The sequence below is a fragment of the Patulibacter ginsengiterrae genome (assembly GCF_056269115.1).
On the sequence record NZ_JBWDOG010000005.1, the window covers coordinates 181878 to 202371 of the forward strand.

The following is a 20494-nucleotide window of genomic DNA, read 5'->3' on the forward strand; positions in this document are numbered from 1 at the left end:
GCGGACGACACCCCGATGAGAGGAAACGCATGACCAGCACAGATGACCTGCAACGGGTCGGCATCGGCGGCCCCGTCGGCTCCGGCAAGACCGCGCTGATCGAGGCGATGGTGCCGGTGCTGATCGCGCGCGGCCACCGGCCGGCGGTGATCACCAACGACATCTACACCCAGGAGGACGCCGCGCACGTGCGTCGCTCGCTCGACGGGACCCTCGACCCGGCGCGGGTCGTCGGGGTCGAGACGGGGGCCTGCCCGCACACCGCCGTCCGCGACGACCCGACGATGAACCTCGCGGCGGGCGCCGAGATGCTCGATGCCTTCCCCGACGTCGACACGCTGCTCTACGAGAGCGGCGGCGACAACCTGACGCTGACCTTCAGCCCCGCGCTCGTCGACCTCTTCCTGTTCGTGCTCGACACGGCCGAGGGCGACAAGATGCCGCGCAAGCGCGGGCCCGGGATCACCGAGTGCGACCTGCTGGTGATCAACAAGATCGACATCGCCCAGTACGTCCGCTGCGACCTCGACCGGATGCACCGAGACGCGCTCGAGGTCCGCGACGGCCGGCCGGTCCTGCTCACCAACTCGCTCGACGGCCAGGGCGTGACCGAGATCGTCGACTACCTCGAAGCACGCCGCGGCGCGCTGGCCGCGGGCTGAGCGCGAGATGCCGATCGCGCGCCTGAGTCCCGAGCACTACGAGCCCCGGCCGCTGCCGGGCGAGGTCGCCGCCTACTCGTCGGTGCCCGAGATGCTCCCGGCCGGCGCGGCCGGCAAGGTCGCGATCCTCGACCTCGAGTTCGCCCCGATCGACGGCCGGACCGAGCTGGTCAAGCGCTACCAGCGCTCGCCGCTGCAGGTGATCCGGCCGCTCTACTACGACCCCTCCCGGCCCGACCTCGCGATCGTGCTGATCATGTCGGCGGGGGCGGGGATGGTCCAGGGCGATCGCTTCCGGATCGACGCGACCTGCGCCGCCGGCAGCGCCCTGCACCTGACCACCCAGGGCGCCACGAAGGTCATGCAGATGGAGCACGACTACGCCACCAGCGTGGTCAACCTGACCGTGGGCGAGGGCTCGCTGCTCGAGTACCTGCCCGACCCGATCATCCCCTGCGCGGGCTCCCGCTCTTACCACCGGACGCGGGTGACGGTCGCGCCGGGGACGACGGCGATCGTCGGCGAGACGATCCGGGCGGGCCGGCTGGGTCACGGCGAGCGGCACGACTACGACATCGTCGCCACCGACCTGGAGCTCCTCCGGCCCGACGGCACCCCGCTGGTGCTCGACCGCGTCCGCCTGGCCCCGGGACTGACCGCGGACGGGATCGCCGGCCCGGGCGTGCTCGGCGACGCCGACCAGATCGCGGCCCTGCACGTGGTCAGCGACGCGGCTCCGGCCGCCGAGATCGCCGACGCGATGCGCGCCGCGCTGGTCGACGCCGACCTCCGTTGGGGCGTCAGCGTGCTGCCCGGGGAGTGCGGGGCGTGGGTCCGGATGCTCGGTAGCGACTCACCCGTCCTCGACCGCGCGATGCGCGACGTCTGGGACGCCGCCCGGCGGCGGCTGATCGGGGTGCCCGCCCCGCGGATGCGCAAGTCCACGACCTACCTCAACTGACCACAGCAAGGAGCAATCCGCATGCCTGGTGTCGACAACGGCAACACCGCTTGGTTGATGGCGAGCACCGCGATGGTGCTGTTGATGACGCCAGGTCTCGCGTTCTTCTACGGCGGCATGGTCCGCACGAACCACGTGCTCACGATGCTGCGGATGAGCTTCGTCTGCCTCGGGATCGTGACGATCATCTGGTTCCTGTTCGGCTACTCGCTCGCCTTCAGCGGCGACGTCGGCGGGGCCGGCCTGATCGGCAACCTCGACCAGGTCCTGATGAACGGGATCGGCGCCGACGAGACGACCAGCAACGGGATCCCGACGCTGATCTTCTCGTGCTTCATGCTCTCGTTCGCGATCATCACGGTCGCGCTGATCAGCGGCTCGATCGCGGGCCGGGCGAGCAGCAAGGGCTGGATCGTCTTCGTCGGGTTCTGGTCGGTCCTGGTCTTCATCCCGATCTGCCACTGGGTCTTCTCCGACGGCGGCTGGGTCACGCACAAGCTCGGCGCGCTCGACTTCGCCGGCGGCACGGTCGTCGAGCTGAACTCCGGGATGGCGGGGCTGGCCTGCGCGATCGTGCTGCGCAAGCGCAAGGACTTCCAGCGAATCGAGGAGCGTCCGGCCAGCATCCCGCTGGTGGCGATCGGGCTCGGCCTGCTGTGGTTCGGCTGGTTCGGCTTCAACGCCGGATCGGCGCTGCAGGACGAGGGTGCGGCGCCGGCCGCGTTCCTCAACACGCAGCTCGGCGCGGCCGGCGGCATGCTCGGCTGGGTCGTGCTCGACCGCCTCCGCTTCGGCAAGGTCAACATGATCGGCTTCCTGACCTCGGCGGTGGCGGGGATGGTCGCGATCACGCCGGCCTGCGGCGAGGTCAACGCGACCGGGGCGCTCCTGATCGGGATCGCCGCCGGCGTCGTCTGCTCGTTCGCGATCGGCTTCAAGTTCAAGTTCGGGATCGACGACACGCTCGACGTCGTCGGCGTCCACGGCTGGGGCGGGATCGTCGGCATGCTGATGATCGGGCTCTTCGCGACCGGCACCTTCAGCGGGAGCGAGGGGCTGTTCTACGGTGGCGACCTGTCGCTGCTCGGGAAGCAGGCGGTCGCGCTGCTGGCGACGGGCGCCTACTCGTTCGTGGTCACCTACCTGATCGCGCAGGCGGTCGACAGGACCGTCGGCTTCCGCACCGCGGAGGAGTACCAGGAGGTGCCGGGCGGCGGCCAGGCGGAGGAGTTCACCGCCGGTCTGGTGCAGCGGATCGAGGACCTGGCGGCCACGCCGACCGCGGCGGCGGGCGCGGGCACGACCGCCGGGGGATCGGCCCCGGGGACCGGAGCATCCGACGCCGAGGTCCTCGAACGGGTGCGTGAGGCGCTCGCCGGCCGCGACCGGGGCCACGACGGATGAGCAGCGACGCTCCGTCGCCCGGGGGGCTCGCCGGCTGGCGCGCCCGCGGTCGTGCCGCGCCGCTGCGGAGCGTCGTCGACGTCAGCGCGATCGCCCACGGGCGACGGATCGAGCGCAGCGGCACGCACTGGGCGTTCGTCTTCGCGGGCGGTGCCGTCGGGGCCGGGACGCGCGCCGTGCTCGAGAAGCTCGTGCCGACCGATCCGGGCGAGTTCCCGTGGCCGACGCTGATGATCAACCTGATCGGCGTCTTCATCCTCGTCTGGACGGCCACCCGCCTGGCCCAGCGTCCGCGTCCCCTCGAGCGGGCGTTCCTCGTCTCCGGCTTCTGCGGGGGGCTGACGACCTTCGCGACCATGCAGCTGGAGCTGGTCAAGCTGGTCGACGGCGGCGACGGCTGGATCGCGGTCGCCTACGGGGCGGCGAGCATCGGCGCCGGACTGCTCGTCGCGCGCGGCGCGTTCCTGCTCGCGGATCGGACGACGGAGGCGACGTGAGCCAGGTCTTCCTGTGGATCGGCGTGCTCGCCCTCGGCGGCTGCGGCGCGATCCTGCGGACCGGGATCGGGGCCACGATCGACGGGCACAAGCGGACGCCGTTCCCGCTCGGGACGTTCACCGTGAACATGTCGGGCAGCTTCCTGGTCGGGCTGGTCTACGGCGCGGGGGTCGTCGGCGACGCCCACCTGCTGGTGGGCACGGGCCTGATCGGCGCCTACACGACCTACTCGACCTGGATCGGCGACAGCGAGAAGATGACCCGCGGCGGCCACGTCGAGACCGCGATGCTGAACCTGTTCGGGAGCATCCTGCTCGGCTTCGGCTTCGCGCTGCTGGGCAAGCTCGTGGGCGAGGGGCTGTTCTAGGACCTCCCCGGCTCGGACGTGCCCGGGACCGATCCTCGTTCGGGTCCCGGCGTCGTCGTCGCGGCGGCGTTCCCGGTCATCGGGCGCGGGGCCGGCGGACGAGCTAGGCGTCGTCGGTCCGGTGGGCCGCGGTGGCGCAGGTGCTGCAGAGGCCGACGAGCGGGAAGTGGGTGAAGTGCGCCTCGTGCGCGAACTCGCGCTGGATCAGCTCGCGGACGCGGTCGAGCGCGGCGGGCTCGATCACCCGCACCGCCCCGCACTCCTCGCACAGCAGGTACTCGTGCTGGGGCCCCGACGCGCGCATGTAGAGGCCGGGGCCGTGGCCGAGGTGCACGTGGCGGACGAGGCCTGCCCGCTCGAGCGTCTCGAGGTTGCGGTAGACCGACGCCAGATCCGACTGGGGCAACAGGCCGTCGAGCCCGCCCGCGACCTGGTCGGCGGTCAGTGGGGCGTCCGCGGCGTAGAGCGTGCCGAGCACGAGCCGGCGGGCGGCGGAGGCACGCATCCCCTGGCTGCGCAGGACCGCGAGCGCCGAATCGAGATCCGGTGCGTCGACACCTGCTGCTGCGTGGGTGCGGGTCATGTCTGCTCGAGCCGTTGACGTCGCGCTGCTGTCGCCGAGCGTACCGTGTCGGCAGGAGCCGTTCGGGAGCTCGGGCGGGCCGACCGCGAGCGGCCCGCAGCCCCCGTGACGGTGTCCGTCGCCGAGCGGGAACGGCGATCGCGCCGCGGTTCGGTCGAGGGACCCCGACGGCGTGGGAGACTCGCCGCGTGCGTGCGCGTCTGGTGACGATCCCGATCAGCCACTTCTGCGAGAAGGCCCGCTGGGCGCTCGAGCGGGCCGAGGTCGACTACGGCGAGCAGGGGCACCTGCAGGGGATCCACATGGTGGCCGCGCGGCGGGCCGGAGGCGGCCGGACGGTGCCGGTCTTCGTCTCCGAGACCGGTGAGGTGGTCCCCGACTCCTCCGAGATCCTGCGCTGGGCCGATCGCCGGCTGGAGCCCGCACGGCGGCTCTACCCCGACGGGCCGCTCGGGCACGAGGCGGCGGAGCTCGAAACGAGGTTCGACGAGGGCCTCGGCCCCGACGGGCGGCTGTGGCTGTACCAGGAGACGCTGCCCGTGGCCGAGCAGCTGGCGCAGTGGTCGTTGGTCGGGATCCCGCCGTGGGAGCGGCGCGTCTTCCGCTTCGGCGGGCCGCTCGTCGACCTCACGATCCGGCGGGTGCTCGGGGTCGACGCGGCCGCCGCCGACGCGGCCTGGGAGCGGGTCGAGCGGGTCTTCGACGAGGTCGACGAGCGGCTCTCCGACGGCCGCCGCTACCTCGTCGGAGACCGCTTCACCGCCGCCGACCTGGCCTTCGCCGCGCTCTCCTCGCCGATCCTGCTGCCCGCGCGCTACGGCCTGAAGCTGCCGCCGCTGGAGGCGCTGCCCGCGACGATGGCGGGCAAGGTCACGCGGATGCGGGAGCGCCCGGCCGGCCGCTTCGCCGACCGCCTCTACGTCGAGGAGCGGCCGCCGGTCGTCTGAGGGGCGGTGGGGCCTGCAGGAAGCCCGTTCGGCCGAACCGGGTGGGAGACGTCCGAGACCAACGCCACGGGGCGCGCCACGACAGGCGCCACCCCGCGACATCGGATGGTCGGTACAACAGTCGTCGTGTCTCGGGGCGTGGTCGCATCGATCCTGGCGTCCGTCCTGTTCGGCGCGCTGTACTACCTGACGTCGCGCCTGACGCCGCTGAGCGGCGAGGCGATCTTCGGCTGGCGGGTGGTCCTGACGCTGCCGATCGCCACCGCCTTCGCCGCCGGGTTCGGCGGGGACGAGTCGATCCGGCGGGTGGTCCGCCTCGTTCGCGAGCGTCCGCTCGTCCTGTTCGGGCTGGCCCTGTCGTCGGCGCTGCTCGGCATCCAGTTCTGGCTCTTCACCTGGGCCCCGGTCCACGGCCGGGCGCTGGAGGTCTCGCTCGGGTACTTCCTGCTGCCGCTGGCGATGGTGCTGGTCGGCCGGGTGGTCTACGGCGAGCGACTCTCGCGGTTCCAGCAGCTGGCGACCTTCGCGGCCGTGCTCGGCGTGGGCAACGAGCTGTTCGTCCTGGGCAACTTCGCCTGGCCGACGATGGTCGTGGCGCTCGGCTACCCGGTCTACTTCGTCCTCCGCCGCACGCTGGGGACCGACCACTTCGGCGGTCTCTGGTGCGACATGCTGCTGATGGTGCCGGTCGCGGTCTGGTTCCTGGTCGCCAGCGACCGGCCGCTGGCCGTCCTCTCCGACCATCCGAAGCTCTTCGTGCTGCTGCCGTTGATGGGCCTGATGAGCGCCGGCGCGGTGAGCATCTACATGCTCGCCAGCCGGCTGCTGCCGTTCGGCCTCTTCGGGCTGCTCTCCTACGTCGAGCCGGTGCTGCTGGTGCTCGTGGCGCTGCTGCTCGGCGAGGGCCTGGCGAGCGGGCAGCTGCTCACCTACGTGCCGATCTGGATCGCGGTCGCGCTGTTGGCAGTCGAGGGCGCGGTCCGGCTGCGGCGGTCGCGGGCCGGCGGGGGCCGGGGGCCGGGGGCGCCCGGTGGGCCGGATGGGGAGCCGGGTGGCTCGGCGGCGGAGACGGAGACGCGCGGGGCGTCGTTGGTGGGTTGAGGGCGCGGGGGCCGGGGGTGCGGGGTCCGGGTGGCGCGGGGTCGGGTGGCTGATGCAGGTTGGCGTTCCCCGGCAACGCCAACCTGCATCAGCTGGCGGCGGGGCGGCCGAGGTGGGGCGAACTGATGCGGATTCATGGCCTATATGGCGGTAAATCCGCATCAGTCCGCTGCACCTCCGTGTCGGATTCCTGCCAGACATCGGCCCGCCGCCGTGGGACGGTGTCGTGGTGAGCTTCGGGACCCCAGCGGCCGTCGGCGCATGTCGCCGGGTCGGGACGGGGACGCCGGGCTCGGGCAGATCGCGACACACGAGGACGCCAGCATGACTTCCGCCCTGCGGTACACGACCATCGACAGTGCGATCGGCGAGCTGCTGCTCGTCGGCGACGACCGGGCTCTGCGCGGGCTCTACATGCAGGCCGGCCCCCGGCCGATGGCGGTCGCGGCCGACTGGCGGCACGAGCCGGACGGCTTCGGCGACGTCCGCGACCAGCTGGCCGCGTACTTCGCCGGTGACCGGACGGCGTTCCAGCTCGACCTGGCCCTCGACGGCACGCCGTTCCAGCAGCGCGTCTGGCGGGCGCTCCGGGAGATCCCCTTCGGCGAGACCGTCAGCTACGGCGAGCTGGCCCGGACCATCGGGCAGCCGAGCGCGGTGCGGGCGGTCGGGCTCGCCAACGGCCGCAACCCGATCTCGGTGATCGTGCCCTGCCACCGGGTGATCGGGGCCGACGGATCGCTGACCGGCTACGGCGGCGGGATCGAGCGCAAGCGGCTGCTGCTCGACCTCGAGCAGACGTCCCGTCCTGGGCCGGGCGCGACGGCGGCCTAGGGCTTCCGCTTGGCGGTCCAGTCGGCCGTTCGCGTGCAGGTGCCGGTACGGAACTTGACGTCGTAGTCGATCTTGCCCTGGGTCACCCGGCGACCCTTGAGGCGCCCGCTGACCTCGATCCGGGCGTCGAAGCCGTCGACCGGGCCGGTGAAGACGCTCCGGAAGCGCCCGTTGGCGGCGACCTTCATCGTCGGCATCGTCTGCGTGATCAGGTCGACGCGGACCGGATAGGACGCGCAGGTCACGTTCATCGTCACCCGCCAACGTGTGATCCGCTTGCCGTCGGAGGCGACGTCGAAGAAGACCGGTCCGCCGTCGACCGCGGTCTCGGCGACGAGGTTGCCCCGGTAACGTCCGTCGGGATCGGGGGCGCCCGCGGCGGTCGCGTTGGCCACGGTGGCGAGGCCGGTGGCCGCCACGGCCACGAGGACGACGCCCGACCGCACGATTCGACGCTGCATGGAGCGGAGGATAGTCCAGGCCCCGGCGGGCGTTCCAGCGTACGCGGGACGGCAGTCGGCGGGAGCGGCGTCTCCGGGACATCCCTGAGATCGCTCCGGGGCATCGCGGATTGTGCGGCCTGGCTGGGCCCCGGAAGATCGTTGACGCATGGAATCCCCCCGCTCGCATCCTCCAACGCCGCCGCTGCGTCGCTCGACCGAGGGACGCTGGATCGGCGGCGTCTGCCACGGTCTCGCCCAACGGACCGGAGTGCCGGTCGGGCCGGTCCGGGCGCTGGCCGTGCTCGCGACGCTGCTGGTCGGCCTCGCCGCCGCCGTGGTGCTCGGCAGCTTCGCGACGATGGTGCTCGGGATCGGGGTGCTCGCCTACCTCGTCTGCTGGCTGGTGCTGCCGAGCGACGGCGAGGGCGAGGCGGAGGACGCCCCGCCGCTCGTCCGCGGCCTCGCCACGGCGGCGTTGGTGCTCGCCGCCTGCGCGGGGCTCGGGGCGCTCGCGCTGCTCGGCGCCGTCGCGGCGGTCTTCGGCTTCGGCTGGACGGTCGCGGTCGCAGTCGCGGTGCTGGTCGTCGGGACCCTGGTCGCGTGGCCCACGATCCGACCGGCGTGGGTCCTCCCGCCGCTGGCTGCGCTGGCGCTCGCGGCGACGGTGGTCGCGGCCAGCGGCGTGCGGATCGAGCCGAGCTCGAAGACCGTGATCGCGCGCCCGACGACGGTCACGGCGCTGCCGAAGGACGGCTACCGTGCCGGGCTCGGCGACCTGCTCGTCGACCTCCGTGCGCTGCGGCCGGCGGCGGGCACCAGCGTGCCGGTCCGGATCGACTCGGGTACCGGCCGGACGGTGGTCGCGCTGCCGACCGACCGTTGCCTCGACCTGGAGGTCGACTACCGGACGACGCTGCTCAGCACGCGGCTGACCGACGCGGTCCTGGGGCGGCTCGGTGGCTCCTACGGGCCCCAGCCGATGATGTTCTACGGCGACCCGCGCCTCAGCGGAGCGGGTCACTGGTCGCGCCGCAGCAGCGACCCTCGCGCGGCGACGGTCCGGATCGACTTCCGCACCGTCCGCGGCGAGCTGTGGCTGCGGGACTATCCCGAGGCGATCGATCCGCTGGCAACCCCCGAGTGGCCGGACCTGTTGCAGCGGCAGCCGCCGCTGTCGCCCGAGGACCGGCGACCGGAGTGGCGCGAGTCGCGCCGCAACTCGCCGGCCGTCAAGCGGCTCTGGCGGACCTGGAAGCGCCAGAACGCGCGCTACGAGCGGGAGCAGGAGACGCGCCGGGCCGGGGCCTGCGCGCCGGCGGGGAGCGTCGGATGAGCGCGTCGGAGCAGGGGACGAACGGGGGCGCGACAGACGCCTCCGCCGTGACGGCCGTGAGCGACGCGGCCGCGCCGATCCCCGCCCCCGCACCGGACGTCGCCGCGCGTCGGCGGCCATGGCACGACCCGGCCTGGCGGACGACCGCGCTGACCGGCATGCTGCTGCTCGCCGCGCTGCTGCTGGCGCTGACCGCCGACGGCGACGGCCTGCGGGTCGCGTCGGTCGCGCTCTCCGTGGCCGTGCTGCCGCTACTGGCGGCGCTGTTCGGCCCGGCGGTCGTGCGGGGCCTGCGCGGCGCCGACGGCGCCGCATACCTGAGCGCGCTGCCGATCCTCGGGCTTCCGCTGCTGGCGCTGGTCGCCGAGCGGGTCACCGGGTACCGGATCCCCGGGCTGCTGGTGGTCGCGTCGCTGCTGGCGCTCTGCGGTCTCGTGCTCGTCAGCTACGACCTCCACCGCCGCGCCCAGGGGGCCGGCGCGCGGGCCACGCGCTCGCCGTGGCGGCAGCTGACCGGCAACCAGCCGGCGCGGGTCGGGCCGTGGCGGATCCTGCTCGGCGTGCTGCTGATCGGCTGCGCGGCGTGGCTGGCGCTGGTCGCGCTCGGGCCGTACGTCTCCAGCGTTCGAGCGACGTCGCTGCTGGAGATCGGCGCTTCCGGCGTCGGCCGGTTCCCGATGCTGCTGGTCGGGGCGGTCGTCGTCGCGGCGATCGCGCTCGTGGGGCTGCCGCTGCTCGTCGGCGCGACCGCGACCGCCGACCGCAACCGGCTGGCGCGGTCCCACGAGGACGAGCGGGCACGGATGGCGGCGCACCTCCACGACTCGGTCCTGCAGACGCTCTCGCTGGTCCAGCGCCAGGCCGGCGACCCGGCCGCGGTCACCCGGCTCGCGCGCCACCAGGAGCGGGAGCTGCGGGCGTGGCTCGCGGGGCAGGCCGACGCCGGCGAGGACTCGCTGGCCGGGGCGCTGCACGCGGTCGTCGAGGAGGTCGAGGCCGAGCAGCCGGTCACGATCGAGGCGACCGTGCTCGGCGACCTTCCGCTCGACGGCCGCGGCGACGCGCTCGCGGCGGCCACGCGGGAGGCGCTGCGCAACGCCGCGCGTCACGCGCCCGGGGCGGCGATCGTGGTCTTCGCCGAGCTCGGGCCGGGCGGCTCCGAGGTCTACGTCCGCGACGAGGGGCCGGGCTTCGAGCTCGAGTCGGTCTCGCCGCGGCGGCGCGGTGTGCGCGACTCGATCCTGGCGCGGATGGCGAGCGTCGGCGGCAGCGCGACGATCGAGAGCGCGGCCGGCGAGGGGACCGAGGTCGCGCTGCGACTGCCGGCGACCGGAAGGGGAGCACGATGAGCCCGGACGTGACGCGGGTCGTGCTCGTCGACGACCACCACCTCTTCCGTGCGGGCGTCCGCGCGGAGCTGGCCGACGCCTGCGAGATCGTCGGCGAGGCCGAGGCACCGGCCGCGGCGATCGCGGTGATCCAGCGGACCACGCCGGACGTGGTCCTGCTCGACGTCCACCTCCCGGACGGCGGCGGCCTGGCCGTGCTCGAGGCCTTCCGCGACGTGCCCGACGCCCCGGCCTTCCTGGCGCTGTCGGTCTCCGACGCGCCGGAGGACGTCGTGCCGATGGTGCGCGCCGGGGCCCGCGGCTACGTCACCAAGACGATCGACACCGACGCGCTGCTGACCGCGATCGAGCGGGTGCGGCAGGGCGACGCGTACTTCAGTCCGCGGCTGGCGGCCTTCGTGCTCCAGGCGTTCACCGCGCCGGAGCCCGCGAAGCGGGACGCCGAGCTGGAGCAGCTGACGCCGCGCGAGCGCGAGGTCCTCCACCACATCGCGCGCGGCTACGCGTACAAGCGGATCGCGTTGCGGCTGGAGGTGAGTCCGCGGACGGTCGAGACCCACGTCAGCTCGGTGCTGCGCAAGCTCCAGCTCTCCTCGCGCCACGAGCTGAGCCACTGGGCGACGACCCGCGGGCTCGTCGACCCGGAGGCCGACGGGGACCAGGCCTGATGGCTCCCGTCCTGCCCGCGGCCGACGCCACCCGCTACGCCTGCGTCGGCTGCGGCGCCCGCTGGCGCTACGACCAGGTCCGGGTGATCGCCTGCTGCCGGGCCTGCGGTGGCGGGCTGTGGGCGCTCGACCGCGCGGAGCGGGCGGAGCCGCGTCGCGGGGCGTCGCCCGGGGCCGCGCCGTAGGGGCGGGGAGACCCTCGGCGATCCCCACGCGCGACGCCGGGGTCTCGCGGACCGCGACGTCGTCCGGCTCGACGCCCGGCGCGACTCAGCGGTCGGTCAGGTCGATCGCGCCCTTCGGCGCGGTCAGCTTCAGGGGCTGGTCGAAGCGGCTGAAGCGCATCTCGGACGCGGTCGAGGTGTCGCGTTCGTCGTCGCAGCGGGGGTCGAGCCGGCCGCCGGGGCGGCGCTTGCCGGTCTGGACGCTGCGGATCGGGAGCGTCGGACCCGCGGCGGTCACGTACAGCCGGCCGGGGGTCGTGCCGGGCTTGTCGCCCTTGTCGACGATCACGATCGCCCGCTTGCCGTCGATCGTGGTGGTCCCGCCCTTGGCGAGCGTCCCGGTGTTGCGGGTGACGCAGGACGCCATGCCCGCGGGCGCCAGCTGGTCGACCACCGCGCCGAACTCGTCGGCGTCCGAGCGGGCCATCTTGACCCAGCGGTTGGCGAACTGGCGGGCGGCAGCGGGGCCGTCGTCCTTGCCGCCGACCTGCTTCCAGTACCCGGCGTTGCCCTGCAGGTAGAAGGCCGAGGGCAGCGCCATCATCCGTGCGGAGGTCTCGCCCTGGCGCATCGAGATCGCGAAGCTGCCCGTCTTCGAGACGTCCGCCGTCAGGGCCAGCCGGCCGTCGGCATCCGTCTGCGTGGCCGCGACTCGGTAGCTGGAGACCTTGCCCAGATCGCGGGCGAGGTCGGACAGGATCGCCTTGGGTGGCTTGGAGGCCTCGTCGGCGGCGGTGGCCAGTGGTCCACCGGCGGCGACGAGCGCGAGCGGCAGGGATCAGGAGAACGGCGGGACGGGGAGCACGCATGGTCCGGGGAACCTACCCGGGGGAGGCTGGATCCGCGGCCCGGCGGCGACGGTCGACGATCGGCCGTCATCGCCTACGCTGCGGCGATGACGGCCGACGCCCGAGCCTCCCGCGGAGACCGCGTTCCCCCCGAGCCGGCGGTCGCCGCCGAGCACCTACGCGAGCGGGTCTACGGGACGGTCTCGGTGCTGGCGTCGATCGTCACGCTGCTGGAGGCGCGCCATGACGACGACGCGATCGAGGCCGCGATCACGCTGGTCGTCGCGGTCGGTGCGCTGTGGGCGGCGAGCCTGTTCGCGGGGCTGACCGCGCGGTTTGCCGTCCATCAGGCGTGGCCGGGCCGGCACGAGCTGCGGGAGCTGCTGTCCAGCCACCGCGAGATCCTCGCGGTCGCGGTGCTGCCGACGGTGCTCGTGCTCAGCACCGAGACGGGCTGGTGGAGCCTGGGAACCGCGCTCGGCTGGGCGGCGGCGACCCAGATCCTGACCCTCGCGGTGGTCGGGTCGCTGGCGGTCCGTGGCACGGCGATCCCGACCTGGGGCAAGGTGGTCGTGGTCGCGGGCGAGGTCGTGCTCGGGCTGATCGTCGTCGCGATCAAGCTGATCGCGCACTGACCGACGGCGCGTCCGGCCCGAGCCGGGACCGCTCCCGGGCGGCGGTGGGAGCGGCGTCGGCCGAGGGCGGCCCGCTCAGCGGGGCGACGCGTCGTACGCGAACAGCACCGTGGCGAAGGTCTGCTCGGCCGCATCGACGTCGGGCGGCGGCTCGCCGGCCAGGATCCGGCTGCGGATCGTCGCGTGGATCATGCTCAGCGCCAGCTCGGCCTGGACCCGTGCGGGGGCGTCGTCGCGGGAGCTGTCGAGCAGCGCGAGCAGGCGTTCGCGGTGGTCGGTCCGGACCTGCTGGACCTGGGGATCGCGCGTGGTGACGACGAAGTGCATCTGGAGCGCGTCGGGCTCCGAGCGCATCTCGGCGTAGCAGGCGCGGACCGAGAGGTAGAGGCCGGCGCGCCAGCTCGGCGCGGACGGCAGCAGCTCGTGGCTGCGTCGGTAGACCCGGTCGAGCACCTGCTGGTAGGAGGCGAGGGCCAGCTCGGTCGGGGCTTCGCGGCGCATCAGGCGGAGCGCGGGTCGGGGTCGCGGCGGAAGAGCGTGCGCGCGAACGCGTCGAGGTCGTCGAGCAGCGTGGGCAGCTGCTCGGCCTCGCCGGCGGCGACGCGCTTGTAGACCACGTCGTAGACCGCGCCGACCAGGCCCTCGGCGGCGAGCGCGGGCAGCGGGGCGCCGGTCCCCGCGACCGCGGCCCGCTGCAGCAGGTCGACGAGCGTGCGCATGTGGGCGTCGCGTCGCTCGATCGCCGCCTGGCCGACGACCAGCACGTCGACGACCAGCAGGTGGGCGACCGTCGGCTCGGCGGCGAAGTCCTCGAGCAGGGCCGCGAGCGCGGCCCGCAGCGCGGCGTCGATCGTCCCGTCGGCGGCCTCCGGCTCGTCCGCCCGCTCGGCGGCGTCGCGGATCCGCTCGATCAGGCCGCTGGCGAGCAGGTCGTAGGTCTGGAGGAAGGCGTCCTCCTTGCCGGAGAACTGCTCGTAGAAGGTGCGCCGCGAGACCCCGGCGTGGGAGGCGATCCGCTCGACCGCAGCGGCCGGGTAGCCGTGGGAGTCGACGACCTCGACGACCGCCTCGACGATCCGCTCGCGCTGGTGCTCGACCACGAACGCGCGCGAGAGCCCATGGCGGCCGGACGGGAGCTGGGTGCCCGACCCGCCCGCTCCGCCGGCCCGCCGCCGTCGGCCGGGCCGCCCGGCGCTCTCGCTCCGCTCGCTCACCGGCGGGATCGTACTCGCGGTGCCGCTCACGAACCGACGGTGGTGTCCGTGGGCGGGACCGGCCGCTCGCGCCCGATCCAGATGTCGTTGCAGCTCTCGCAGACCTCCTCGGGCACGACGCCGAGGCGGATCAGGACGGCGAAGGCCCGACAGCCGAGGCAGACGCCGAACGCGGCCTCGAGCGTGGCGGCGACGACCAGCGCGCCGAGCACGACGTAGGCGGCGGTGTCGAGCCCGGCCGCGAGCGAGAGCACGGCGGCGGCGCCCGCGAACGCGAGGCCGATCGCCTGCGCGAAGCGCTTCGGCGGTCCGGCGACGAAGCGCGGAGGCAGGCCGAGGCGGGGGACGACCACGCGGGTGGCGAGCAGGCCGAGCGGGCTCGCCTTCGGCCCGGCCGCGAGGCGGGCGGCGAACCCGAGCGCGAGGACGACGCTCAGCCACGGGGCCTGGAGGGCGATCGCGGCCAGCCCGAGCACGACCACGCCGCCGGCGATCACCCGTGCGGCCACGTCGTTGACCGGGTTCGGGAACGAGAAGAACGACGGGCTGGGGGCGGGCGGAGCGGACATGGCCGAACAAGGATAGCGCAGTGAAACTAGGTAAATCGGATGTGATTTGAGTATTGTTTTTCGAACTCTCGTGTCGCTCGTCCTTCCCGCCCTTCTCTCCGGCCGCCCACGGCCCCGTTCGATCACGTCCTCCGTGCCGGTCGCCGTCGCCGCTCAGCGGGGCGTCGTCCCCCCGGCGCTGGGCGAGCGCGGCCCGCTCGGTCGCGGGCTGCTGGCCGTGCTGCTGCTCGTCGTCGCGCTGGCGACCCTGGTGGTCGCGGCGCCAGCTCCGGTCCAGGCCGCCGGCAGCGCATCGGCGGCGGCGGAGTTCGTCGAGCAGGCGCAGAACGACGACGGCGGCTTCGGGATCCGCCACGGCCGCCGGTCCGATCCGGAGACGAGCCTGTGGGCATCGGTCGCCCTGCTCGCCGCGGGCAAGAACCCGCAGGACGAGTGGCTGAAGGGCGGCCGCAGCGCCTCCGATTACCTGATCGCGCACCGCAAGCGGTTCACCTCCGTCGGCGACCTCGGGCTGCTGGCGCTGGTCCAGAGCAGCGGTCGGCTCGGCGCCACGCGCTACGGACGGCCGGCCGCGAAGCTGCGCGCGCGGCTCTCGGAGGACGTCGCCCGAACCGATCCGCGGGGCGCCGCGCTCGCCGTCTTCGGGCTGCTCTCCGCCGGCGGGAGCGAGAACGAGCGGGTCGCCGCCGCGACCGCTCGCGCGCTGCTGGCGACGGCGACCTCCGACGGCGCCTGGGGGCCGAGCGGCAACGCCGACAGCGCGTCGACGGCGCTCGTGCTCCAGGCGCTCTCCGCGACCCGCGTCGTCGGCGCCGACGACGCGCCCGTCCGGGACGGCCTCGCCTACCTGCACGCGGCGCAGGGCAACGACGGCGGGATCGTGCCGAACACGCGACTCGACAAGGCGATCACCCCGGCGTCGGTCCCGGCGACCGCGTTCACGCTCCAGGCGCTGAAGGAGCTCGGGATCACGACGCTGCGGACGACCACCGGCAAGACCGTCCGGCAGGGCCTGAGCGACTACCAGCAACAGGCCAGCGGGGGCCTGACCGCAACCGGCGCCTACGACGAGAAGACCCCGCCGTCGGTGCTCGACACGGCCCAGGCGTTCGCGGCCTTCGACGGCAAGGGCTTCCGGCTCGCCCCGGTCGAGGCGCGGACCGCGGGGCCGTCGGCGACGAAGCGCAAGGCCGACAAGGTCCGGGGCCACGACGAGTCGTCGCGGCGGGTCAGCGCCGGCACCGCTTCGAGCGGGGTCAGCGGCGAGGGGTCGACCTCCGGCGACGGCGGCGCCTACCGCGGTGCCACGGCCAGCCGCCGTGGTCAGCGCTCGGGCAACGACGCGACCGACAGCAAGGGCAAGCGCGGCGCGAAGGGTGCGGGCAAGCAGGCGGCCGCCGGCAAGGCCACGAAGCCGGCGGCCGGCGGCGGGGGTGGCGGCAGCAACGTGTCGGGGACGGTCGTCGGCGCGACGGCGACCCCGAAGCTGGCGACGAAGGCGGGGGCCAGCGACGACGAGCTCAGCGGCGAGCAGCGGGTCACGCTGCTGCTCGCGGGGACGCTGGTGCTGCTGATCCTGTTCGGGCTCGGGGCCGAACGGCTGCGCCCGCGCCCGACCGGGGCGGTGCCGCCGGTCACGGCCGGGCTCGCCGCGGCCGCCGCGGCGGGGTCGTTCGTCGGTCGCCCGCTGATCCGCGGCGCCGCCCGCGCGGGCGGCTTCTCCGCCCAACGGCAGGCGGCGGTCCGGCCGGCCCCGCGCCGCCGCTGGCTGCTGCTGCCGGTGCTGCTCGTCGGCCTGGCGCTGCTCGCGACGCCGTTCGCCGTCGGCATGTTCGAGCGGGCCCCGCAGGGCGCGACGATGGTCGAGGCGTTCGCCCCGTACATGCAGGAGCAGCGGCTGGCCGGCTTCCAGCGCGACGTCGCCCAGGTCGACGCCGGCGCCCGCCAGGCCGCGGCGGAGGTCCCCGCGCTGCTGTTCCCGGACCAGGATCCGGCGGCGGCGACCCGCGCGTTCCAGCAGCGCTTCCCCCAGTTCCTGCTCTTCGCCCAGCAGTGGCCGGAGGTCCACCGCAGCTTCACCAGCCTGCTCGGCACGATCAGCGCCAACCGAACGACCTACGAGGCGGTCGCGGCGCTGCCGTCGTTCCGGCTCTTCCCCTGGTTCTTCGTCGTGCCCGGGGCGCTGCTCGTGCTGCTCGCCGCCGCCGGCCTCGTCCAGCGGCGGGGCTGGATCCCGCTCCGGCGGGGGCTGCTCGTCGTGGGCGTCGGCTTGCTGCTCGCGCCGCTGGCCTTCCAGATGTTCACCCGCGCGCCGCAGGGCGGGCGGATGATCGAGGCCTTCCGGACGGTCGAGACCCGCGCCACGGTCCAGCGGGTCCAGGGCCAGTTCGGCACGATCGCCGTCGGCCAGGGGGCGATCCGGACCGAGCTGGTCCCCGCGCTGCGGGCCGCGGGCCTGAGCGACGCGCAGATCCGCGAGCGACTGCCGGCGATCGTCCGCCTCCAGGAGCGCTGGCCGCAAATCCTGGGGAACCTGACGCCGATGATCGGCGTGATGAGCGACAACGTCGGCAACTACCGCGCCGTCGCGGCGCTGCCGCCGTTTCCGCTCTTCCCCTGGCTGTTCGCCGTTCCCGGCCTGCTGGTGGTCGGGCTCGGCCTGCTGGCCGGGCGCCGCGGCACGGCCCGCGCTGCCGCCGCTGCGGCGTCGTCCGCCGCGAGCGCGCAGCCGTCGTCCGGATCGGCGGAGGCCGCGCCCACCGAGGTCGCCGCATGACCCCCGCAACCCCACCAAGGAGCACCATGTCCCGTCTCTCTCCCGGTCGCCTCGGCCTGCTCGCGCTGACCCTGCTCGCGACCGCCGCCGCGGCCCCGGCGGCCCGCGCCGCCACCCCGCTCAACGGCACCTTCGGCCTGGCCCCCGGCCGGTACCAGGTGACGAAGAAGACCGGCAAGCGGACCGTCAAGGTCAGCGGCTCGTACTTCCGGATGATCTACCCGAAGGGCAGCCTCGCCAAGGGGCCGTTCTTCGCCAACTCCGACTCGCGGGCGAAGGACAACACCTACACGCTGTTCCGTCCCGGGATCGACGGGGGGCTGCGAACCGGCGTCTTCCAGGAGCAGCCCGTGCCGGCCTTCGACGGCCGCGGCTTCGCGCTCGCCAACCGGATCGTGCGGCCGCTGCCGTTCGCCGGGATCGAGTTCAGCCTCTCGACGGCCAACCCGGACGCGCAGAGCGGGGCGAAGGTCGGGGTGCCGACGATCAGCGCGAGCGGACGCCGGCTGACCGGCGACCTGCGCGCCTTCACCGCGTCGTGGAACAGCATCTACTTCAACCAGGGTGCGCCGAAGCCGGCGGGCAACCTGCCCGGCCTGACCCGCGCCCCCCGCGGGACCTACGACCCGAAGACGAAGCGCTACGAGATCGACTGGGTCAGCCAGATCGTCGGCGGCCCGTTCAACGACTTCTCGGGCTACTGGCACTTCGAGGGCCGCTTCGAGCCGGGGAGCTAGGCCGTGTCGCTCCCGCTCCCGCTTCCGCTCGCCGCCGACAGCATCGGCCAGGCGCTCTCCGGCATCGCCGGCGCGCTCGAGGTGCCGGTCCACGTCGGCGCCCTGTTCCTGCTCGGGATCCTCGCCGTCGAGGTCGGCCGGGTCCTGACCGAGGGCTGGCGGCGGGTCCGGCCGGGAGCGCCGCCGCTGCGCGAGATCGCGGCGCGGGCGCTGGCCGACCCGGCGGGGGCCGAGGCCTACGCCCGCCGGGCGCCGGGGCCGTTGGCCGAGCGGACGGTCCGGGACCTCGCCGCGGCCGCCGGTCGCGGGGGCGCGGACGAGGTCGAGCAGGCGCTGGCCGACTACGAGCTGGCGGTCCAGCGGCGTCTCGACCGGACCCGGATGCTGGTTCGCGCCGGGCCGGCGCTGGGCCTGATGGGCACCCTGATCCCGCTGGCTCCGGGGTTGGCGGCGCTCGGCGAGGGGGACTTCCAGACGCTCGCGGGGGACCTCAAGGTCGCCTTCGCCGCGACGGTGATCGGGATCCTGGTCGGGACCGCGGCCTTCGCCCTGACCCTCTTCCGCACGCGGGTCTACACCGAGGACCTGGCCGCGTTCGAGCGCGCGGTCGCGGGCCGGCCGCAGACGCCGCCGGTCTACCGTCACGAGCGGGTCGCGGCGTCGGTCGGGGAGCACGCGGCGTGAGCCGGGTCGGGCTGGGCCGTCACGGCCAGCTGGACAGCGACGTCGGCGATCCGCTCGACGGCCTGGTCAACCTCTTCGACGTCGGGCTGGTGCTGGCCGTGGCGTTCCTGATCGCCGGACTCGGGCTGAACGTCGACCGGCAGACCGGCAAGGTCGAGCGGCGGCCGACGGACGGCGCCGAGAAGACGCTGACCACCCCGAAGGCGCCGACCGAGGCGTCGGGGCAGGGGGAGGCCGTCGGTCAGGTCTACCGACTGCCCGACGGGCGGCTGGTGCTGGTCGATCCGAACGGCAAGCGGATGACGCCGTAGGGCCGGCGAGGGCCGTCCCGGGGCTAAATGCTTGAAAGCAGATCAGGATTAGGCTATATTTTCTCTATGACCCAGACAGAGCCGACAGCGACCGCGGCGACCCCGCTCCGGCGGCCGGGAGATCGTGCCCGCCCAGCCGCCCGTCGGAGCCGCGCGGTCGCGGTCGCCCTGCTCGCCGCGCTGCCGCTGGTCGGCGCACCAGCCAGCCACGCTGCCGCCCCGAAGGCGAAGGTCAAGCCGGCGAAGCTCACGCTCGCCAAGGTCCAGGTACGGGCGACGACGGTCGCTGCGAGCGGGCGGGTGCGCCTGCCGACCGCGCTGCGGAGCACGGCCGCCAACCGCAAGCGGGTCCGGGTCGTCCTGACCCTCTCCGGGGGGACCGGCAAGCCCGAGTCGTTCAGCGTCGGGATCGACGCACGCCGTCGGTTCGCGGTTGCGCGGGAGACGAAGCTGACCGGCAAGCTGAAGCTGGGCGCCCGGGTGACCGTCCGCGGGAGGACCTCCGGCCAGACGCTCCGGCGGACGCTGTCGGTCACGCGGCCGGCCGCGTCGGGGGCCGGGCCGGCGGCCAGCGCCGGGCCCGCGGCGACCACCGCGCCGCCGCCGGTCGCCGCCGATGCCGCGCCGCTGACCGGGCTGTTCCGGCTCGACGCCGGAACCCAGTCGAAGGCCAACGGCGGGTTCAGCGGCAGCTACTTCCGGATGGGCTACCCGGGCGGCTTTCTCGTCAACGCCGGCTCGACCGCGCTCGACCAGACCTACACGCTGCTGCGCCCCGGGACCGACGGCGGCCTGCGGACCGGTGCCTACCAGGAGCCGCCGGTCCCGGCCTTCGACGGCACGGTCGACGACGGGGGGATCCTCCGCGGCAATGCGCTCGCGAACCGGATCGTCCTGCCCCAGACCTTCTTCGGCCGCGACTTCAGCATCGTCACCGCCGCGTCGGACCCGCAGTACGCGCTGGCCGACCCGGTCGCGGAGATCCGCCACCAGGGCGGTCGGATCGGCGGCCAGATCACGGCCTGGAACGCCCAGTGGAACGGGCAGTCGTTCAACCAGGGCACGCCGAAGCCGGTCGGGGCACCGGCCCCAACGCTCGGTCCGGACACCACCACGACCCCGCTCAGCGGGACCTACGACCCCGCGAGCCGGCGGTTCGTCCTCGAGTGGACGAGCCTGATCGTCGGCGGCCCGTTCAACAACTACGCCGGCGTCTGGCACCTGGAAGGCAGCTTCGTGCCGGGCGGCTGAGCCTCCGTCCCGCCCGACCCGACGCCGCCGCTCGGCGCACGGGTCGGACCCCAGAACTTCCCCGCAAGGGAGGCCCGCGCGCCCCGACGAGCTTGCCTGCTCGGGCGCGCGGCGAGTGAGCACCGCGGTACCCGAGGCGGCATCCGTCGCCCCGG

The 20494-nt window shown here is 74.2% G+C and carries 24 protein-coding genes; 18 read left to right on the forward strand and 6 right to left on the reverse strand.

Annotated features, from left to right (window positions below; translation table 11 throughout):
- Positions 1-29: 29 nt before the first annotated feature.
- Genes ureG through crcB form a run of 5 tightly spaced genes read left to right on the forward strand, consistent with a single transcriptional unit; the run spans position 30 to position 3892 of the window.
- On the forward strand, positions 30-662 hold the full coding sequence (ureG, locus tag ACVUH9_RS09915; RefSeq protein ID WP_475756381.1) for an urease accessory protein UreG: 633 nt from the start codon (positions 30-32) through the stop codon (positions 660-662).
- Positions 663-669: 7 nt separating this feature from the next.
- Positions 670-1623 (forward strand): urease accessory protein UreD, encoded by a 954-nt coding sequence (locus tag ACVUH9_RS09920; protein ID WP_475756383.1) that lies wholly within the window; start codon positions 670-672, stop codon positions 1621-1623.
- Positions 1624-1644: 21 nt separating this feature from the next.
- A complete protein-coding gene (locus ACVUH9_RS09925) occupies positions 1645-3027 on the forward strand; it encodes an ammonium transporter (protein ID WP_475756385.1) in 1383 nt (460 codons plus the stop codon).
- On the forward strand, positions 3024-3524 hold the full coding sequence (locus ACVUH9_RS09930) for a CrcB family protein (RefSeq protein ID WP_475756387.1): 501 nt from the start codon (positions 3024-3026) through the stop codon (positions 3522-3524). Before ACVUH9_RS09925 ends, ACVUH9_RS09930 begins: the two co-directional genes overlap by 4 nt.
- Positions 3521-3892 carry a fluoride efflux transporter CrcB gene (crcB, locus tag ACVUH9_RS09935; RefSeq protein WP_475756389.1) on the forward strand — a complete coding sequence of 124 codons (372 nt, stop codon included), beginning with the start codon at positions 3521-3523 and terminating at the stop codon, positions 3890-3892. Before ACVUH9_RS09930 ends, crcB begins: the two co-directional genes overlap by 4 nt.
- A 103-nt stretch (positions 3893-3995) precedes the next feature.
- On the opposite strand, the gene ACVUH9_RS09940 is transcribed toward crcB, so the two are convergent.
- On the reverse strand, positions 3996-4475 hold the full coding sequence (locus ACVUH9_RS09940) for a Fur family transcriptional regulator (protein WP_475756391.1): 480 nt from the start codon (positions 4473-4475) through the stop codon (positions 3996-3998).
- 188 nt (positions 4476-4663) lie between these two features.
- Here ACVUH9_RS09940 and ACVUH9_RS09945 point away from each other — a divergent pair, with 188 nt between their 5' ends.
- From ACVUH9_RS09945 to ACVUH9_RS09955, 3 genes are all read left to right on the forward strand, one after another.
- Positions 4664-5422 (forward strand): glutathione S-transferase family protein, encoded by a 759-nt coding sequence (locus ACVUH9_RS09945; protein WP_475756393.1) that lies wholly within the window; start codon positions 4664-4666, stop codon positions 5420-5422.
- Between the two features lie 126 nt (positions 5423-5548).
- Positions 5549-6523 (forward strand): EamA family transporter RarD, encoded by a 975-nt coding sequence (rarD, locus tag ACVUH9_RS09950; protein ID WP_475756395.1) that lies wholly within the window; start codon positions 5549-5551, stop codon positions 6521-6523.
- Between the two features lie 324 nt (positions 6524-6847).
- Complete coding sequence (locus tag ACVUH9_RS09955; protein WP_475756397.1) at positions 6848-7357, forward strand: methylated-DNA--[protein]-cysteine S-methyltransferase; 510 nt, start codon at positions 6848-6850, stop codon at positions 7355-7357.
- Here the strand turns inward: ACVUH9_RS09955 and ACVUH9_RS09960 are convergent.
- Positions 7354-7818 (reverse strand): hypothetical protein, encoded by a 465-nt coding sequence (locus ACVUH9_RS09960; protein ID WP_475756399.1) that lies wholly within the window; start codon positions 7816-7818, stop codon positions 7354-7356. The genes ACVUH9_RS09955 and ACVUH9_RS09960 overlap by 4 nt on opposite strands.
- A 148-nt stretch (positions 7819-7966) precedes the next feature.
- Here ACVUH9_RS09960 and ACVUH9_RS09965 point away from each other — a divergent pair, with 148 nt between their 5' ends.
- The 4 genes from ACVUH9_RS09965 to ACVUH9_RS09980 are packed head-to-tail and all read left to right on the forward strand — an operon-like array spanning position 7967 to position 11335.
- Positions 7967-9133: a PspC domain-containing protein gene (locus tag ACVUH9_RS09965; protein WP_475756401.1), complete on the forward strand. Its 1167-nt coding sequence runs from the start codon at positions 7967-7969 to the stop codon at positions 9131-9133.
- Positions 9130-10482, forward strand: coding sequence for a sensor histidine kinase (locus tag ACVUH9_RS09970; protein ID WP_475756403.1), 1353 nt, complete (start codon positions 9130-9132; stop codon positions 10480-10482). The genes ACVUH9_RS09965 and ACVUH9_RS09970 overlap by 4 nt, the downstream gene beginning before the upstream one ends.
- Complete coding sequence (locus ACVUH9_RS09975; protein ID WP_475756405.1) at positions 10479-11150, forward strand: response regulator; 672 nt, start codon at positions 10479-10481, stop codon at positions 11148-11150. Before ACVUH9_RS09970 ends, ACVUH9_RS09975 begins: the two co-directional genes overlap by 4 nt.
- Positions 11150-11335: a hypothetical protein gene (locus tag ACVUH9_RS09980; protein WP_475756406.1), complete on the forward strand. Its 186-nt coding sequence runs from the start codon at positions 11150-11152 to the stop codon at positions 11333-11335. Before ACVUH9_RS09975 ends, ACVUH9_RS09980 begins: the two co-directional genes overlap by 1 nt.
- An 85-nt stretch (positions 11336-11420) precedes the next feature.
- On the opposite strand, the gene ACVUH9_RS09985 is transcribed toward ACVUH9_RS09980, so the two are convergent.
- Entirely contained in the window at positions 11421-11945 is a 525-nt protein-coding gene (locus ACVUH9_RS09985) for a hypothetical protein (protein WP_475756408.1), read from the reverse strand.
- Positions 11946-12269: 324 nt separating this feature from the next.
- Between ACVUH9_RS09985 and ACVUH9_RS09990 the strand changes: the two genes are divergently transcribed.
- Entirely contained in the window at positions 12270-12797 is a 528-nt protein-coding gene (locus ACVUH9_RS09990; protein WP_475756410.1) for a hypothetical protein, read from the forward strand.
- A 75-nt stretch (positions 12798-12872) separates the two neighbouring features.
- On the opposite strand, the gene ACVUH9_RS09995 is transcribed toward ACVUH9_RS09990, so the two are convergent.
- The 3 genes from ACVUH9_RS09995 to ACVUH9_RS10005 are packed head-to-tail and all read right to left on the reverse strand — an operon-like array spanning position 12873 to position 14580.
- Complete coding sequence (locus ACVUH9_RS09995; protein WP_475756412.1) at positions 12873-13298, reverse strand: hypothetical protein; 426 nt, start codon at positions 13296-13298, stop codon at positions 12873-12875.
- A complete protein-coding gene (locus tag ACVUH9_RS10000) occupies positions 13298-14011 on the reverse strand; it encodes a TetR/AcrR family transcriptional regulator (RefSeq protein WP_475756414.1) in 714 nt (237 codons plus the stop codon). Before ACVUH9_RS10000 ends, ACVUH9_RS09995 begins: the two co-directional genes overlap by 1 nt.
- Before the next feature lie 26 nt (positions 14012-14037).
- Positions 14038-14580, reverse strand: coding sequence for a DUF4395 domain-containing protein (locus tag ACVUH9_RS10005; RefSeq protein ID WP_475756416.1), 543 nt, complete (start codon positions 14578-14580; stop codon positions 14038-14040).
- A 133-nt stretch (positions 14581-14713) separates the two neighbouring features.
- Here ACVUH9_RS10005 and ACVUH9_RS10010 point away from each other — a divergent pair, with 133 nt between their 5' ends.
- The 5 genes from ACVUH9_RS10010 (at position 14714) to ACVUH9_RS10030 (ending at position 20339) form a co-directional block, all read left to right on the forward strand.
- Positions 14714-17356 (forward strand): prenyltransferase/squalene oxidase repeat-containing protein, encoded by a 2643-nt coding sequence (locus ACVUH9_RS10010; RefSeq protein ID WP_475756418.1) that lies wholly within the window; start codon positions 14714-14716, stop codon positions 17354-17356.
- A 26-nt stretch (positions 17357-17382) separates the two neighbouring features.
- Complete coding sequence (locus tag ACVUH9_RS10015) at positions 17383-18093, forward strand: hypothetical protein (protein WP_475756420.1); 711 nt, start codon at positions 17383-17385, stop codon at positions 18091-18093.
- A gap of 3 nt (positions 18094-18096) precedes the next feature.
- On the forward strand, positions 18097-18777 hold the full coding sequence (locus tag ACVUH9_RS10020; protein WP_475756421.1) for a MotA/TolQ/ExbB proton channel family protein: 681 nt from the start codon (positions 18097-18099) through the stop codon (positions 18775-18777).
- A complete protein-coding gene (locus ACVUH9_RS10025) occupies positions 18774-19088 on the forward strand; it encodes a DUF2149 domain-containing protein (RefSeq protein WP_475756423.1) in 315 nt (104 codons plus the stop codon). The genes ACVUH9_RS10020 and ACVUH9_RS10025 overlap by 4 nt, the downstream gene beginning before the upstream one ends.
- Before the next feature lie 66 nt (positions 19089-19154).
- On the forward strand, positions 19155-20339 hold the full coding sequence (locus ACVUH9_RS10030; protein ID WP_475756425.1) for a hypothetical protein: 1185 nt from the start codon (positions 19155-19157) through the stop codon (positions 20337-20339).
- Positions 20340-20494: the final 155 nt, after the last annotated feature.